The following is a 14,783-nucleotide window of genomic DNA, read 5'->3' as shown; positions in this document are numbered from 1 at the left end:
GGCGCATCGCGCGCCCCGCCGCTTCGTCGTTGCGTCGCTATTACTTGAGCTTGGCGAAGCCCGGCTCCAGGTTGTCCAGCGCCCAGGGGATACCGATCACGGACGGGCTCCTCAGCTGGCTGATCGTCGGCACGTCGATCACCTGGTAACGGTCCTCCTTCACCGCGGACATGTTCTTCACCAGCGCACTGGACTCGAACGCCTTCTTCAGTTCCGGGGTGGTGAACGCCGTGATGACCAGATCGGCGTCCAGCTTGTCCAGTTGCTCGAAGGACAGCTCACCGGTGGGGCTGCCGCTGACCGTCTTGATGCCCGTGACCGACGGGGTCAGGCTCAGGCCGAGCTCGGCCATCAGCTTGGCGGCGAAGTCGTCCTCCGAGGCGATCGTGTAGATCTTCGCCGGGGTGTTGCCGATGGACATGCTGTACGTCTTCCCGGCCAGCTCCGGATGGGCGTCCTTCACCTTGGTGATCTCGGCCTGGGTGTCGGCGATGACCTTCTCGGCCTCGTCCTGCTTGCCGACGGCCTTGCCCACCACCTGGACGTGCTCCTGCCAGGTCTGGGCCCCCCAGGCGGTCTCGTAGCCGATGGTCGGCGCCACCGCGGCGAGCTTGGCGTAGTCCTTGTCCAGGGTGAAGTCCGAGGTGGCCAGGATCAGATCCGGCTGGAGGGCGGCGATCTCCTCGTAGTCTATACCGCTCAGAGTGGACAGCAGCTTGGTCCTGGACGTGTCGATCTCGTCCTTGAGCCAGGGGTAGACGCCGTCGGAACTGCTCTCGTCCTTTGAGATGGCGACCGGGGTGATGCCCAGCGCGTACAGGGCGTCGATGTCGTCCGTGCCGCCGTTGCCGAGCGCCACCACGCGCTCGGGTGCCTTGGTGATCTCGGTGGTGCCGAGCTTGTGCTTGACGGTCACCGGGAACGCGGAGGCGGAGGCAGAGGCGTCCGCATTGGCGTTGTCCGAGCCCGAGGTGTCGTCGTCCTCGACGGAGCCGCAGGCTGCCAGCCCGGCGACGAGAGTGACGGTGAGAAGAGTCTTGAGGAGCGATCTCGTCATGGCCAGGGCATCCCTTTTTCGCCAAGTACGGGCAGGAGCAGTGCGGTCGTCAGTAAAGCAAGGCAAGGCTATCCTTAGCAATGGATTGTGGCTGAAATGCCTTGCCTCGCTTGGATGTTGACGAACCGTCAGGTGAACTGGTGTGCGGCGATCGTGCTCAGGGCCGGGCTGTGAGGTAGCCGCCCATGGTGCGGAAGTAGTCGGTGGCCGCGTACTCCGTGCCGTCGTCGGTGCGCACGCGCCGCACGACGAGCCCGCGGTCGCGGCCGGTGTGGGCGTCCGGGCCCGCCACGATGACCACGCCGTCGCCCTCGCGGATGAAGATCCGGCCAGGCGTGCCGCCGTAGCACGCCTCCGAGACGGCGGCCGAGATGATCCGCACGCGCTCTCCGCGATGGAAGGTGTACGCGTTGGGGTACGGGTCCGACTGGGCGCGCACCAGGCGTTCCAGCCGCTCGGCCGGCCAGTTCCAGTCGATGCGGCTGTCCTCGAGCGACCGCTTGTGGAAGAAGCTCGCCCTGGAGCGGTCCTGAGGCTGCCAGTGGCCGGCGTCCTCGCCCGAGGCGATGAGGTCGAGCGACTCGCGCACGATCGGCGCGATGAGATCGACGGTCCGGTGGAACAGGTCGGTCGCGGTGTCGGCCGGCCCGACCGGTACCGCGCGCTGCACCAGGATGTCCCCGGCGTCGAGTGCGGGGTTCATGCGGTGCGCGGTGACGCCCACCCGCTCCTCGCCGTTGATGAGCGCCCAGATGATCGGGGAGAAGCCTGCGTACCCAGGCAGCAGCGAGTCGTGGATGTTGAGCGTGCCGTGCGGCGGCAGGTCGAAGAGCTCGGGCGGCAGCCAGGTCCGCCAGTTGTTGGCGACGATGATGTCCGGGCGGGAATCCCGTAGGGCGTCGAGGAGTTCGGGATCGTCGGGCTTGTTGCGCAGCAGTACCGGGACGTCGTTCTTCTCCGCGAGCTCGGCCACGGAGTCGTCCCAGATCTTCTCGTAGGCGTGATCACTCTTGGGGTGGGTGACGACGAGGACGACCTCGTGGTCGGAGTCCAACAGGGCCTGGAGTGTGCGGTGGCCCCAGGTCTGGTAGCCGAACATGACGACCCGCATTGCGGTTCTCCCCTTCAGCGGCTCCATTGCAAGGTAAGGCTAACCTTATCTAACATGTGGCTGCCTGAGGGAGGCGATGCCACGTTGAACTCACCACTCAAGGGATCGGACACCATCCTCGATGTCCTCGGAATCGGCTTCGGACCGTCAAATCTCGCGCTCGCCATAGCGATTGACGAACACAACGCAGATCTTCCGGAAGGACAACGCCTGAACGCCCTGTTCCTTGAGCGCCAGCCGCGTTTCGGCTGGCATCGGGGCATGCTCATCGACGACGCGACGATGCAGGTGTCCTTCCTGAAGGACCTGGTCACCCTGCGGAACCCGACAAGCGACTTCAGCTTCCTGTGCTTCCTCCAGGAGCGCGGCCGGCTGGTCGACTTCCTGAACCAGAAGACCCTCTTCCCGTTACGGGTCGAGTTCCACGAGTACTTCGAGTGGGCCGCCGCCCGGGTGCGCCACCTCGTGGAGTACGACCGTGAGGTCGCCGCCATCCGTCCCGTGCGGGACGGTACGGGCAACGTCGTCTACTTCGACGTCGTATGCCGCGTGCCGGAGCAACCGGGCCGTACGGTGACGTACCGGGCCCGCGACATCAGCGTGGCGGTCGGTCTCGAACCCCATGTGCCACCCGGCACCGAGCTGTCCGAACGCGTCGTGCACAGCAGCCAGTTGATACCCCGCGTCACCGAACTCGTAGACTCCGGCGCCCGGGTGCGCAGAGCCGTCGTCCTCGGTGCCGGACAGAGTGCCGCCGAGGCGGTCGACTACCTACACCGTTCCTTTCCGGACGCCGAGGTCTGCGCGGTCTTCGCCAAGTACGGCTACACCCCGGCCGACGACAGCCCGTTCGCCAACCGGATCTTCGACCCGGACGCCGTCGACCTGTACTTCGAGTCCCCTTCGGAGGTCAAACAGTCCCTGGTCGACTACCACAGGTCCACCAACTACTCGGTGGTCGACATGGAGTTGATCGAGGCCTTGTACGCGACCGCGTACCGGGAGAAGGTCAACGGCCGGGAGCGGCTGCGCTTCCTGAACGTGTCCCGCATCCGCGATGTACGGGCCTCGGGCGCGGGAGCCCAAGCCCTCGACATCGCGGTGGAGTACCTGCCCACCGGCGAGGAACGGGTCCTGGAGGCGGACCTGTTGGTGCATGCGACCGGCTACCGGCCAAGAGACCTCACCGCGTTGCTCGGTGAGGCCACCAAGATCTGTCTGCGCGACGACGGCGACGAGATCCGTGTCACCCGGGACCACCGGGTGGAGACCGCCCCCGACGTCAGTGCCGGCATCTACCTCCAGGGGAGCACCGAGCACACCCACGGGCTCACCTCGACCCTCCTGTCGACCACCGCGATCAGGGCGGAGGAGATCCGCCGATCACTGTCGTCCCGACGGGCCGCGTCCGACTGAGGTGTCATGACCGGGGCCCGCCCGACACCGGGTGGGCCCCAACCAACGTAAAACTACGGCGAGTTGATGCCGTAGGCCGGTCAGACAGCCTCGGCCGCGGGCGAGTCCGCCGCGAACACCGCCGCCACCCGGTCCGCGGTCGTCACCGCTCCCGAGGTGGCCGCCACCCACTCCAGCGCCATCTCATGCTCCCCGGCCGACCCGTCCGCGACGGCGTCGGCGACGACGAACGGCTCCAGATCCTGCGTCCACGCGTCGGCGGCGGTCATCAGCACACCGGTCCGCGCGGAGAACCCGGCGATCACCACCTGGTCGCGCTTGAGATCACGCAGATGGCCGTCTAGGCGTGTCCGGGCGAACGCGCTGTATTTCCGGGTGCTGAGCACGGTGTCACCGATCTGCGGCTCGATCTGCTCCACGATCGCCGCCTCGGCACTGTCCAGCGGGCCGCAGATCCCGAACTCCGGCCCGGGCCGAGGACCGTCCGCCCGCCGTTCGACGGCCTGCACCGCGTAGATGACCGGCACTCCCGCCGCCCGGGCCCCGCGCGCCAACCGGTCGACGTTGGCGAGGAGTTCGGTGACCGGCGAGGCCTGCCGCTCCAGCGCTCGCACGAGGTGGTTCTGCACGTTGAGGATCAGCAGCGCGGCCCGGCCGGCCGCAAGCGCCCAGTCCGTCCGGTCGGCGGGCAGCATCACCGGGGTGGGCATGAAGTACGGGACAGTCGGACCAAGCGGCATCTCGGGGTGCCTTCCGGTGGAGCGGGGAGTGTTCATGCGGCCCGGCCGTCCGTGCCGGGCCGGGATGCGGCGGACCGTCCGCCGGGACACGGGGGAGCCGACCGGTCGCCGCACGGGAGCGGGCCGCTCGACGGTTTCCTGTTCGAGGACCAGATGGCCGTCGTGGGTCACCCGGCCGATGGCCCCGGTGCGGTGGAAGCCGTCGGCGGTGAAAAACCGGGAGTCGAGGTCCGGTGCCCGCCAGTAGCCGCGGATCGTGGACGGACCGCGGCTGAGCAACCGACCGCTCGTGCCGGGCGGGACCTCGCGGCCGTCGTCGTCCACGACAAGCATCTCGTCGTCGGCCGTCACCGGGCGCCCCTGTGTGGTGAACACTGTCTCCGGTGCGTCGTCCGGCCCAGTGCAGGACACCAGCCCCTCGGCAGTCCCGAACAGCTGTCGCAGGGAGCAGCCGAGCGCGGGCCGCACCCGCCGAGCGGCACGCTCGTCGAAGACCCCGCCGCCGACCACCAGGACGCGCAGACCGCTCAAGTCGTAGAAGGTGAGCGCCGCGGCATGCGTCCAGGCCTCGGCGAGTCGCGGCGGGAGACCGAGATGCGTGACGCCTTCGCGCGCGAGGACCGGGAACGCGGTGTCCGGGTCCGACCCAGGGGACAGGACCACCCGCCCTCCCGCGCACAGGACCGCCAGCCAGTCGGCCAGGCCCAACACGGCCTGGGGCAGGCCAAGTTGGACGGCGAGACGGACAGTGTCCTTGTCGGCGCCCTGGAGGGCCGCCCGGTCCCGCAGTGAGCGGAGCAGATCGGCGTGGCTGTGCGGGACGAGCCGCGGAACACCGGCCACCTCGTCGACGTACTGGAGCAGGGCGAGATCCTCGGGCAGTGGCGGCGGCACGGCCAGGGGTGCGCGAACGATGTCGTGGAGCCGGGTGTGTCCGGACGCGTCACCGACGACGTACACCTCGTGCGGGGTGGGGACCCGGGCGAGCGCGTGCGTGGCCGCCGTGCGCCGGTCGGCGCCGTCCCGGGCGTCGGGGACGACGCAGGCCACGGCCTCCGTGAAACCGGACACGGCCCGCAGGGCAGGCTCGGGAGCCGCCGGGGGCAGCACGACGGGTACCGCTCCGATACGCAGCAGCGCGAACAGCACCTCGAACAGCTCGATGGCGCCGGGGAGTTGGACGACGACACGGTCGCCATGGTGAACGCCCCGCCCGAACAGTCCGGCCGCGAGCCGCTCGACGCGCTCGTTCAACTGGCGGTAGGTCCAGGCCCGTCGGTATCCGGCGGGATCGACGAGCGCGAGCCGGCCGGGGTGCGACTCCGCCCGCACACGCAGTACGTCAACGACCGTGGCCGCGCTGACGCCGCCCTCGCCGTCTTCGGCGCCCGGTTCTCCTCGGGTTGTGCCGTCGGCCGGTCGGGATGCGTCGTCGCTGCTCACTGCCTGGTCCCCTCACGTTCACGTGCCCAGGCGTGCGAGTCGGTCCGCGGGGATGGCGATGGGGTGGCGAGCCATGCGACACGGCCACGTCACGGCCTTCCAATCGCCGGGCATGTCGCTTAGGTTAGCCTCACCTAAGTCTGTTGTCACGGCGGTTTCATGTGGTGAGAGCGGTGCCGTCATCGCGGACCGTGCGTCCACCGCCCGCCCAGCATGGTGGCGTGCACCGGCATCTCCCGGAGCGTGCGAGGGTCGGCGTCGAGCGGATCGACGTCCACGACCACGAGGTCGGCCGGATCGCCGACCCGGATCAGCGAGCGGCCGCGGGCCGACGCGGTGAGCGCCGCCCGCACCGGCACCCGCTGTTCGGGATGCCACGGCGGGCGCCCGTCGTGCGTGCGGCTCACGGCCGCCGCGATGCCCAGCCACGGGTCCAGGGGCGAGACGGGGGCGTCCGAACCGAACTCCAGCCGGGCACCGGCGGCCAGCAGATCCGCGTAGGCGAAGGCACGCCCGGTACGCCCCGCCCAGTGCCGGTCCGCCACATCACGGTCGTCCGTTGCGTGGGCGGGCTGCACCCCGGCCGTGACGTCCAACTCGGCGAACCGCGGCACGTCCTTGGCCGTCAGCAGCTGCGCGTGCTCGATGCGGCCACGGCAGCGCACGGCCGTGAACGCGTCCAGGGCAAGGGTGTTGGCCCGGTCGCCGATGGCGTGGACGGCCGGTTCGATGCCGTGGGAGGAGGCCAGCCGCATCAGCCGGACCAGCTCGTCGTACGGCGTCTCCTGGATGCCGTACGCCTCCGCGGTGCCCTCCAGGCCCGGATACGGGTCGCAGCAGTACGCCGTCCTGGTGTTGAGCGACCCGTCCGTGAACAACTTGAGGGGGCCGACCTGCACGTGTCCCCCGGTCCCGGGAACCACGTCACCCGTCCGCAACCCGCGCTCGATCACGCCGTCCAGATACGCCGGATACACGGCGGCCTGGACCCGCACGGCGGGTGGCGCATCCGCGCAGCGCCGAGTCCAGTCGGCGATGTTGTCGGCGAAATGGAAGTCGACGACGCCCGTGACACCGCGCGCGGCGGCGGCCTCGCAGGCGTCCGCCACCCAGCGGTCGAGAACGTCGCCGGGCACCTCGGGCAGCGCGGCGACGGCCTCGAAACCCTCGTGCTCGCGCAGCACCCCCGTCGAATGGTCGCCCCGGCCGACCAGGGCGAGACACGCAGAGTTCAGCCACGCGGCGTGCAGATCCGCGCTGACCAGGGCGACCGGCCGATCCGAACACACCGAGTCGAGCACCGACTTGTGCGGCACGTCAGGCCACAGGCCGTCCCGGAACCCGTACCCGATGAGCACCTCGCCCGCGCCCATCCCGGCCGCGCGCTTGGCCACCGCTTCGCCCACGGCCCGCGCCGAGTCGAGCCCGGAGAGGTCCATCCGATGCCGGACACTCGCCCACTGCGCCGCATGCACATGGGCGTCCCACAACCCGGGCAGCAGGGTCCGCCCCTCCAGATCGAGGACACGCTCCCCGGACCCCGGCCGTCCGTCGCCGTCCGCCGCGATGCCCACGACCCTGCCGTCCATGATCCGGACGTGGGCGAGCGGCCCGCCGGCACCGAGCCTCACCCGGGACAGCGTGAGACTCGTCATGAAGGAACCTCCAGTGTGATCAGACCCTCCCGGTAGGCGATCGCCACCGCCTCCGTGCGGCCGGCCGCGCCCAACTTGGCGAGGATGTTGGAGACATGGACGCTCGCCGTCTTGCCGCTGATGAACAGCTCCTCGCCGATCTGGCGGTTGCTGCGGCCCAGGGCCAGCAGCTTCAGCACGTCCTGCTCGCGGGCGGTGAGCGCCGAGGCGCGGTCAGGGACGGCGAGGGTGCCCGAGAGGCGGCCACGCCGGACGAGCGCGTCCACTCGCGCCAGCAGGGGCGAGATGCCGAGCCGGGTGGCCGTTTCCCGCGCCAAGCGCGCCTCCGCAGCCGCCTCATCCCGGCGCTCCGCCGCCAACAGGGCCTCGGCGTACCGCAGTCGGCAGCGCGCCCGCTCGTACACGTCGCCGAAGCCGAACGCGGCGACCGCCTTCTCCCACGCCGCCGCATCAGGCCCCGCAACCACCCACGCCCACTCCGCTTCCGCACGGGCCAGCCATGCCTGCCCTTCGGGCCCCTGCGGCGTACCGTCCTCGCCGCGCCGGGCCGTCTCCCGGGCCAGCTCCACCAACTCGGTCGCGGTGTCCGCCCAGCGGCGAACCCCCGCCTGATCACCGGTCAGTCGCAGCTCGGCGGCCCGGTCGGCCACCGCGGACAGCGCGAGGGCCGCCAGCCGGACCGTGACGTCGGGGCGGGTGCCCGAGTCGTCGGCGAGGGACGCGAGCGCGGCCCGCATCCGCTCCACGGCCGTCTCCGGGTCACCCCGCAGAGCGGCGGAGTCGGTCAGCACGATGCCCGCGACGAGCGTGCCCATCCAGTCGAAAGGCCCGTCCAGCAAGGCGCGGGCGCGGTCCTCCGCCGTCGCGTCGCCGCGCGCGAGAGCCACGTACAGCGCGGGCCCGGCGGCATACCCGGCCGCCGCGGGCAGCACCTCGGCATCGGTCGCCGCCGCCTGGGCGCACTCGTCCCAGCGGCCCAGCGTGTAGAGCACCAGGAGCCGTATGTAGCGCATCTCCAGCGGATACGGCGAGGACAGCAGCCCGGCCCGGCCGGCGCGCTCCAGACCCTCGGTGAGCCAGGGCAGGCACTCCTCCAACTCGCCGGACTCGAAGCAGCCGACGGCGAGATTGAACAGCGCGCGCAGCTCCACGGGCGCGTTCCCCGCGCGGCGGGCCAGCTCGCGGGCCTCCTTGAGCCGCTCGCGGCCCTCGGGGGTGCGACGGCCACTCCCTTCGAGGCCGATCACGGAGATCAGCAGGTCGGCCCGCGCATCGGCCACGTCGAGCCGCTCGGCGGCGTGCAGCGCCTGACGGGCGACCCGCAGCGCGGTCTTGTCGTCCCCGACCTGCCGCGCCGCCATCACATGCGTGGCCGCGGCCCACAGCCAGGTCCGCGACGGGGGTTCGGCCGGGATCATCGCCAGGGCCTCGCTGCTGTAGGCGAACGCGGCCGTCAGGCTGTCGACGCCGATGAGGTTGCCGGCGAGCGTGTAGCGGACCCGCGCGGCGAGTTCGGAGACCGTGTCCTGGCCGATGGCCGCGAGCGCGGCCCGGGTGAGGGACACCGCCCGATGGGAGTCCCCGGCGTGCGCGGCCGCCGCCGACGCGCGCAGCGTGAGCGTCACACTGTCGATCCCCTCGCCCGAGGGCCGCGCGGAGGCCTCCACCGCCGACCACAGGTCGAGGGCCGCCTCCAGATGACGCAACTCCTCGGCGGGCGCGCCCACCCGCTTGGCATGGTCGGCGGCCTCCAACGAGGCGGCGAGCGCCTCGGCCAGGTCATGGCTCTCCCGGTAGTGATGGGCGCGCTCCGCGGCGCTCTCCGCCGGGTGCCCGCGCCCGGCGAGCAGCCGCGCGAACGCGCCGTGCAGCCGCCCTCGTTCACCCGGAAGCAGATCCGCGTACACAGCTTCCCGCGCCAGGGCGTGCCGGAAGGAGTACGTGTCACCGTCGCCGGACACCAGCAACTGCCGCGAAACGGCTTCCCGCAGCGCCGACTCCAACTCGTCCTCCGGCAGATGTACGGCGTCACGCAGCAGGTCGTGCTCGACGCGCCGTCCCGCCACGGCGGCCGTACGCAGCACCTGCTGAGCGGTGTCGGACAGCTGCTCGAAGCGGATGAGGAGAACATCGGCCAGACCGCTCGGCACCCCGCCCGCCTCCGTGTCCGTGGCCGCGAGCAACTCCTCCGCGTAGAAGGCGTTCCCCTCGGCGCGCTCGACGATCCGGCGGACGGTGGTGTCCGGCACCGGCCCGTCCCGCAGGCCCCGCACCAGCCGGGCCACCTCGGCGTCGCCCATGGGCCGCAGCTCCAGCCGCTCGACGGCGGGCAACCGCACCAGCTCGGCCAGCAGCGGCCGCAACGGATGCCTGCGATGCAGATCGTCCGCCCGGTACGAGGCGAACACCGCCAGCCGATGCGTAGGCGCACCGCCCGCAGCACGCTGCAGAATGCCCCGACTGAGCAGGAACCGGAGCAAATCCCGGGAGGACTGATCGGCCCAGTGCAGATCCTCCAGAACCAGCAACAGGGGCGCGACATCGGTCAGGTGGGCAAGCAGCCCCGCCATCCCCTCGAAGAGCCGCAACCGCCCGCCCGCGTCGCGCACGTCGCCGTTCCCCGCCCCCAGCAACCGCTCGACCACAGGATGCGCAGCGAGAGCCGCCCCGAACCGCTCGTCACCGGCCAGCACACCCAGAATCTCGGTGAACGGCAGATACGGCAGCCCGACATCACCGAGATCAACACAATGACCGCTGACCACTGTCATCCCGGCGTCCACGGCCAGCCCGGCAACCTCGTCCAACAAGCGGGTCTTCCCAACCCCCGCGTCCCCGGCGACAAGCACAGCTCGTGCTTCACCACCCCGGGCACGCCTCAGCACATCGGCAAGATGGGCGACTTCGGAGTCGCGGCCGATGAGCGGCGTGGTGAAGGCGGTCTGAGGCACAAATCCCATCCTGGCACGAGCCACTGACAGCACTTCTTGGACAGGGGAGCACTGTCCCGACCTCCAGAGGCGCGGGGCTGTGTCAATATGCGGCTCCGCCGCGTGTGCGCGACCAGCCACAGACAACCCGCACCCGCCGTCAAACAGAACGCCCCGAGTCCCTAGTAGGGCTTGGTCGGGTGCGTTCGGTGGTGGCGTGTCCGCTTGATCGGTTGCGTCGTTGATCGGGTGTGCTGGGTGGGGGGTTGGCCGCGGCCGGGTGTGATCTGGAGGACTTCGCGGCGGAGATGTTCGAGCCGTTCACGCGGGTGGATCAGCGCCGGTGGGGCGGGGTCTGTCTGCGGGGGCTGCTGCTGGAGGGACACCGCAAGTCGGTGGAGCCGATGGCCGCGCGGGTGGGCGTGGACGGCAACCGGCAGGTCCTGGCCCACTTCATCACGTCCAGCCCGTGGGACTCGGCGCATGTGCGGGCCCGTCTGGCATGGCGGATGCGGCCGGGCATCAAGCCGACGGCGCTGATCGTGGATGACACCGGTTTCCTCACGGACGGGGATGCATCGGCGTGTGTGACCAGGCAGTACACCGGCACCGCGGGCAAGGTCACCACCTGTCGGGCCGGAGTCTCGCTGCGCCTGGCCTCCAACGGCTCCTCGGCGGCGGTGAACTGGCGGCTGTTCCTGCCCGAAGGCTGGGATCCGGCGTCGCCGGAGGCCGATCCGGCCAAGGTGGCCCGCCGGGAGAAGTGCGGCATCCCCGCAGAGGTGGGGCATGTCGAGAAGTGGCAGCTTGCCCTCGACATGATCGACGAGATGCGCTCCTGGGGGATCGATGTGCCCCTGGCCATCGCCGACGGGGGTTGCGGAGATACCGCCGCCTTCCGGCTCGGCCTGGAAGACCGCGGCCTTGACTTTGTGGTGGGCATCTCGACCACAACCACTGCCCAGCCCGGGGACGCACGGCCGTGCACCCCGGCCTGCACCGGCCGGGGGCGACGGCCGGTGCAGGCCTACCCCGAACCGGCACAGACCGTGAAGAGCCTGGTCATGGCGGCCGGCAACCGCGCCGCCCGGCCGGTGCAGTGGCGGGAGGGCTCGCGGCCGGGCAGCGGCCGCAGCGGACTGAAGCGCATGCACTCCCGCTTCGTGGCCCTGCGGATCCGGCCCGCCGGACGCGAGATCCGCAAAGCCGCCACCGGTGCCGAGCTCCCGGCGCGATGGCTACTGGCCGAATGGCCAGCCGCCGAGGACGAACCCGTGCAGTTGTGGCTGTCCAACCTGCCCGAGAACACCCCGCCGGCCGCCCTGGTCCGCAACGCGAAGCTCAGGTGGCGCATCGAGAACGACTACCGCGAGACGAAACAGGCCCTGGGCCTGGCCCACTTCGAGGGCCGCACCTGCCCCGGCTGGCACCACCACGTCACCCTCGTCTCGGTCGCCCACGCCTTCTGCACCCTGCAACGACTGGCCCGGTCCCCAAAAGAGACGGCGCCGGCCTGAGCCTTTACCGGGTCATCCGCGAAGTGCAGTTCCTACTCGCACTCTGGACCGGCGCCTGCCCCACCTGCCACCGCGACATCCCCGACCCCGCACCAACCCGACCAAGCCCTACTAGTAGTGCCGGACGGTTACCACTGCCAGTAAGGGATCGCATGCTGTCCCGCGGCCGTGACCGGCGGCTCTGGAGCCACCCCGTGCGGGCACGGACGGGTAAGAGCACCAGCAGGCTCGGTGACGTTCACCTGGCCTCCCGGGCAGGCCCGCGTTCCGTCGGCCTCAAGCTCGATGAGCGCCCGCGGGCGCAGCGACTGGGGTACGTCGACGCGGTTCGAAAAAATCTTGGTGGGCGATGTCGAATCCTCCTCTTCCCGTTCGAGCTCCAGTTGGAAGGGCTGGAACGCCGGCCCTCGGGTTCGAAGGGAACAGGGACGATGTCCCAGACGAATACGGCGACAACGGCCGCGAAGGCCGCAACCCCCGTCCGCATCCCGGCCACGCGGACCGAGAAGAGCCTGCTGGCCTGCGGCGTCATCGCCGGGCCGTTCTACGTCGTGATATCGCTGACCCAGGCGGGGGCCCGGGAGGGCTTCGACCTGACACGACACGCGTGGAGCCTGCTCGCCAACGGCAGCCTGGGCTGGATCCAGATGACCAACCTGATCGCGACCGGCTTGCTGGTCATCGCCGGTGCCGATGGCCTGCGTCGCGTGCTCGCCCAGGGCAGAGGCAGCAGCTGGGCTCACCGGCTGCTGTCGGTCTATGGGTTGAGCATGGTGGGAGCCGGGGTCTTCCGCGCAGATCCGGCGCAGGGCTTTCCCCCGGGTACGCCCGAGGAGGGCACCTCCACCAGTTGGCACAGCATGCTGCATTTCGTGTCGGCAGGCATCGGCTTCATCGGCCTCGTCGCGGCGTGCTTCGTACTGGCACGTCGCTTTGTAGACGCTGACCGGCGGGGATGGGCGATGTCCTCGCGTACCACGGCGGTCGTGTTCCTGGCGGCCTTCCTGGCGCTGGCCGCCAGTGGCGGACGCGTCTGGGCGAACCTGACGTTCACCGCGGCGATCCTGCTGGCATGGGCGTGGCTGTCGCTGATCTCGATTCACTTCTACGGCGCCGCCACACGCCCATCGGCCGCATAGCTCATAGCTCCCACCCACGAGAGAGGTCCGAACATGCGATACCTGGCGCTGCTCAAGGCAGCCCGACCAACCACCCCGCCCCCGCCCGAGCTGATGGCGGCGATCATGAAGCTAGGCGAGGACGCGACCAACGCCGGCAGCCTGCTCGACACCGCCGGCCTGGCCCCGAGCGCGACGGGCTCCCGCGTCAGCCTGTCGGAAGGGAAGCTGGCCGTGACCGACGGCCCGTTCGCCGAGGCGAAGGAGATCATCAGCTACGCGCTCTACGAAGTACGCACCAAGGAGGAGGTCGTGGAGTGGACGTCGCGGTTCATGCAGCTGCACCGGGACCTGTGGCCGGGCTGGGAAGGAGATGCTGAGATCCTGAAGGTGATGGGACCCGAGGACTTCGCCTCGCCCGCCTAGCGTGGGGATGGTTGGATCGGCGGCATGGCAGCCGCCGGTCCAACCGATCCCGAAGACTCCTTCCGCGCGACCCGCCGGGCCGTGGAAGCGGTCTGGCGCATCGAGTCGGCCCGGCTGATCGCGGGACTCGCCAGGCTCGTACGCGACGTGGGCCTGGCCGAGGAGTTGGCCCAGGACGCCCTGGTGGTCGCGCTCGAACAATGGCCGAGAACCGGCATACCCGACGATCCCGGCCCGTGGCTGATGGCGACCGCGAAGCATCGCGCGATCGATCTGCTGCGGCGCCAGGAGCGGTACAGGACCAAGCTCAACCTGCTGGGCCGCGATGCCGAGATCCAGCAGGAATCCGCACAGGCAGACCTGGACGCCGCACTGGATGACCACATCGGCGACGATCTGCTCCGCCTGATGTTCACCGCGGCGCATCCGGTGCTGTCCGCCGAGGCGCAGGCGGCGCTGACCCTCCGGCTGCTGGGAGGACTGACCACCGGAGAGATCGCGAGGGCCTTTCTGATCCCGGAGCCCACCGCCGCACAACGCATCGTGCGGGCCAAACGCGCGCTGGCCGACGCCGGCGTCCGGTTCGAGATGCCCACGCCGGATGACATGGCCGATCGGCTTTCCTCGGTCCTGGGGGTCATCTACCTGATCTTCAACGAGGGCTATTCCGCGACAGGTGGTGAGAGCTGGACACGCCCCGAGCTATGCCAGGAGGCGCTACGCCTCGGACGCATCCTCGCGTCCCTGCTCCCGAACGAGGCAGAGGTGCACGGTCTGGTGGCTCTCATGGAGCTGCACGCCTCCCGCCTGTCGGCGCGCACCGACGCCGCCGGACAGCCGGTACTCCTCCGGGACCAGGACCGCCGACAGTGGGACCGGCTCCTCATTCGCCGTGGTCTCGAAGCCCTCGACCGTGCCGAGTCTCTGGGCGGCGGCCCCTGCACGCTGCAGGCCGAGATCGCCGCCTGCCATGCCCGGAGCCCCTCCGCGGAAGAGACCGACTGGCCGCGCATCGCCGCTTTGTACGAGGTGCTGGCCTACCTCCAGCCGACTCCCGTGATCCTGCTCAACCGGGCCGTCGCGGTGGGCATGGCGGACGGCCCGGATCGCGGACTGACGCTCGTCGACGAGCTGACCGAGGAGCGGGCACTTCGGGACTATCCGCAACTCCCGGCCGTACGCGGAGAGTTGCTGACCCTGATGGGCCGACAGGACGAGGCGCGTACCGAGTTCGCGCGGGCCGCAGAGCTCACACGGAACCAGGCTGAACGAATCCTGTACCTCAAGAGTGCGGCCGCCCCCGGCCGACAACCGGAATAGGAAGCAGCGGATCGACCGGGTACCGCATCGTCCACCGCACCGGTCACTCA

At 70.4% G+C, this 14,783-nt stretch carries 10 protein-coding genes; 5 read left to right on the top strand and 5 right to left on the bottom strand.

The genetic code is table 11. From position 1 onward, the window contains the following. Nucleotides 1-40: 40 nt before the first annotated feature. Both AC5DRG_RS03155 and AC5DRG_RS03150 read right to left on the bottom strand, forming a co-directional pair. Nucleotides 41-1,057, bottom strand: a complete 1,017-nt coding sequence (locus AC5DRG_RS03155; RefSeq protein WP_491807876.1) for an iron-siderophore ABC transporter substrate-binding protein — start codon at nt 1,055-1,057, stop codon at nt 41-43. 157 nt (nt 1,058-1,214) lie between these two features. Then, nucleotides 1,215-2,168 (bottom strand): methionyl-tRNA formyltransferase, encoded by a 954-nt coding sequence (locus AC5DRG_RS03150; RefSeq protein WP_491807874.1) that lies wholly within the window; start codon nt 2,166-2,168, stop codon nt 1,215-1,217. Between the two features lie 84 nt (nt 2,169-2,252). On the opposite strand from AC5DRG_RS03150, the gene AC5DRG_RS03145 reads away from it, so the two are divergent. Continuing rightward, entirely contained in the window at nt 2,253-3,584 is a 1,332-nt protein-coding gene (locus tag AC5DRG_RS03145) for a lysine N(6)-hydroxylase/L-ornithine N(5)-oxygenase family protein (protein WP_491807872.1), read from the top strand. Between the two features lie 80 nt (nt 3,585-3,664). On the opposite strand, the gene AC5DRG_RS03140 is transcribed toward AC5DRG_RS03145, so the two are convergent. The 3 genes from AC5DRG_RS03140 to AC5DRG_RS03130 form a co-directional block, all read right to left on the bottom strand. Next, complete coding sequence (locus AC5DRG_RS03140) at nt 3,665-5,767, bottom strand: isochorismatase family protein (RefSeq protein ID WP_491807870.1); 2,103 nt, start codon at nt 5,765-5,767, stop codon at nt 3,665-3,667. Nucleotides 5,768-5,946: 179 nt separating this feature from the next. Then, entirely contained in the window at nt 5,947-7,422 is a 1,476-nt protein-coding gene (locus AC5DRG_RS03135; RefSeq protein ID WP_491807869.1) for an amidohydrolase, read from the bottom strand. Next, on the bottom strand, nt 7,419-10,373 hold the full coding sequence (locus AC5DRG_RS03130; protein ID WP_491807868.1) for a helix-turn-helix transcriptional regulator: 2,955 nt from the start codon (nt 10,371-10,373) through the stop codon (nt 7,419-7,421). Before AC5DRG_RS03130 ends, AC5DRG_RS03135 begins: the two co-directional genes overlap by 4 nt. Before the next feature lie 230 nt (nt 10,374-10,603). Here AC5DRG_RS03130 and AC5DRG_RS03125 point away from each other — a divergent pair, with 230 nt between their 5' ends. The 4 genes from AC5DRG_RS03125 to AC5DRG_RS03110 all read left to right on the top strand — a co-directional run bounded on the left by AC5DRG_RS03125 (nt 10,604) and on the right by AC5DRG_RS03110 (nt 14,733). Beyond that, on the top strand, nt 10,604-11,869 hold the full coding sequence (locus AC5DRG_RS03125) for an IS701 family transposase (RefSeq protein WP_491807867.1): 1,266 nt from the start codon (nt 10,604-10,606) through the stop codon (nt 11,867-11,869). 431 nt (nt 11,870-12,300) lie between these two features. Further along, nucleotides 12,301-13,008: a DUF998 domain-containing protein gene (locus AC5DRG_RS03120; RefSeq protein WP_491807866.1), complete on the top strand. Its 708-nt coding sequence runs from the start codon at nt 12,301-12,303 to the stop codon at nt 13,006-13,008. Nucleotides 13,009-13,041: 33 nt separating this feature from the next. Beyond that, nucleotides 13,042-13,413, top strand: a complete 372-nt coding sequence (locus AC5DRG_RS03115; RefSeq protein WP_491807864.1) for a YciI family protein — start codon at nt 13,042-13,044, stop codon at nt 13,411-13,413. 24 nt (nt 13,414-13,437) lie between these two features. Next, a complete protein-coding gene (locus AC5DRG_RS03110) occupies nt 13,438-14,733 on the top strand; it encodes an RNA polymerase sigma factor (protein WP_491807862.1) in 1,296 nt (431 codons plus the stop codon). Nucleotides 14,734-14,783: the final 50 nt, after the last annotated feature.

Source organism: Streptomyces sp. JLBG701 (assembly GCF_058544905.1).
The sequence above is the reverse complement of the archived record's forward strand: the minus strand, read 5'-3'. Positions and strand labels throughout refer to the sequence as shown.

What these genes read in the sequence shown, in the direction of transcription:
- AC5DRG_RS03120 (WP_491807866.1), top strand. Translation starts at nt 12,301, where the DNA reads ATGTCCCAGACGAATACGGCGACAACGGCCGCGAAGGCCGCAACCCCC.
- AC5DRG_RS03135 (WP_491807869.1), bottom strand. Translation starts at nt 7,422, where the DNA reads ATGACGAGTCTCACGCTGTCCCGGGTGAGGCTCGGTGCCGGCGGGCCG.
- AC5DRG_RS03155 (WP_491807876.1), bottom strand. Translation starts at nt 1,057, where the DNA reads ATGACGAGATCGCTCCTCAAGACTCTTCTCACCGTCACTCTCGTCGCC.
- AC5DRG_RS03110 (WP_491807862.1), top strand. Translation starts at nt 13,438, where the DNA reads ATGGCAGCCGCCGGTCCAACCGATCCCGAAGACTCCTTCCGCGCGACC.
- AC5DRG_RS03150 (WP_491807874.1), bottom strand. Translation starts at nt 2,168, where the DNA reads ATGCGGGTCGTCATGTTCGGCTACCAGACCTGGGGCCACCGCACACTC.
- AC5DRG_RS03115 (WP_491807864.1), top strand. Translation starts at nt 13,042, where the DNA reads ATGCGATACCTGGCGCTGCTCAAGGCAGCCCGACCAACCACCCCGCCC.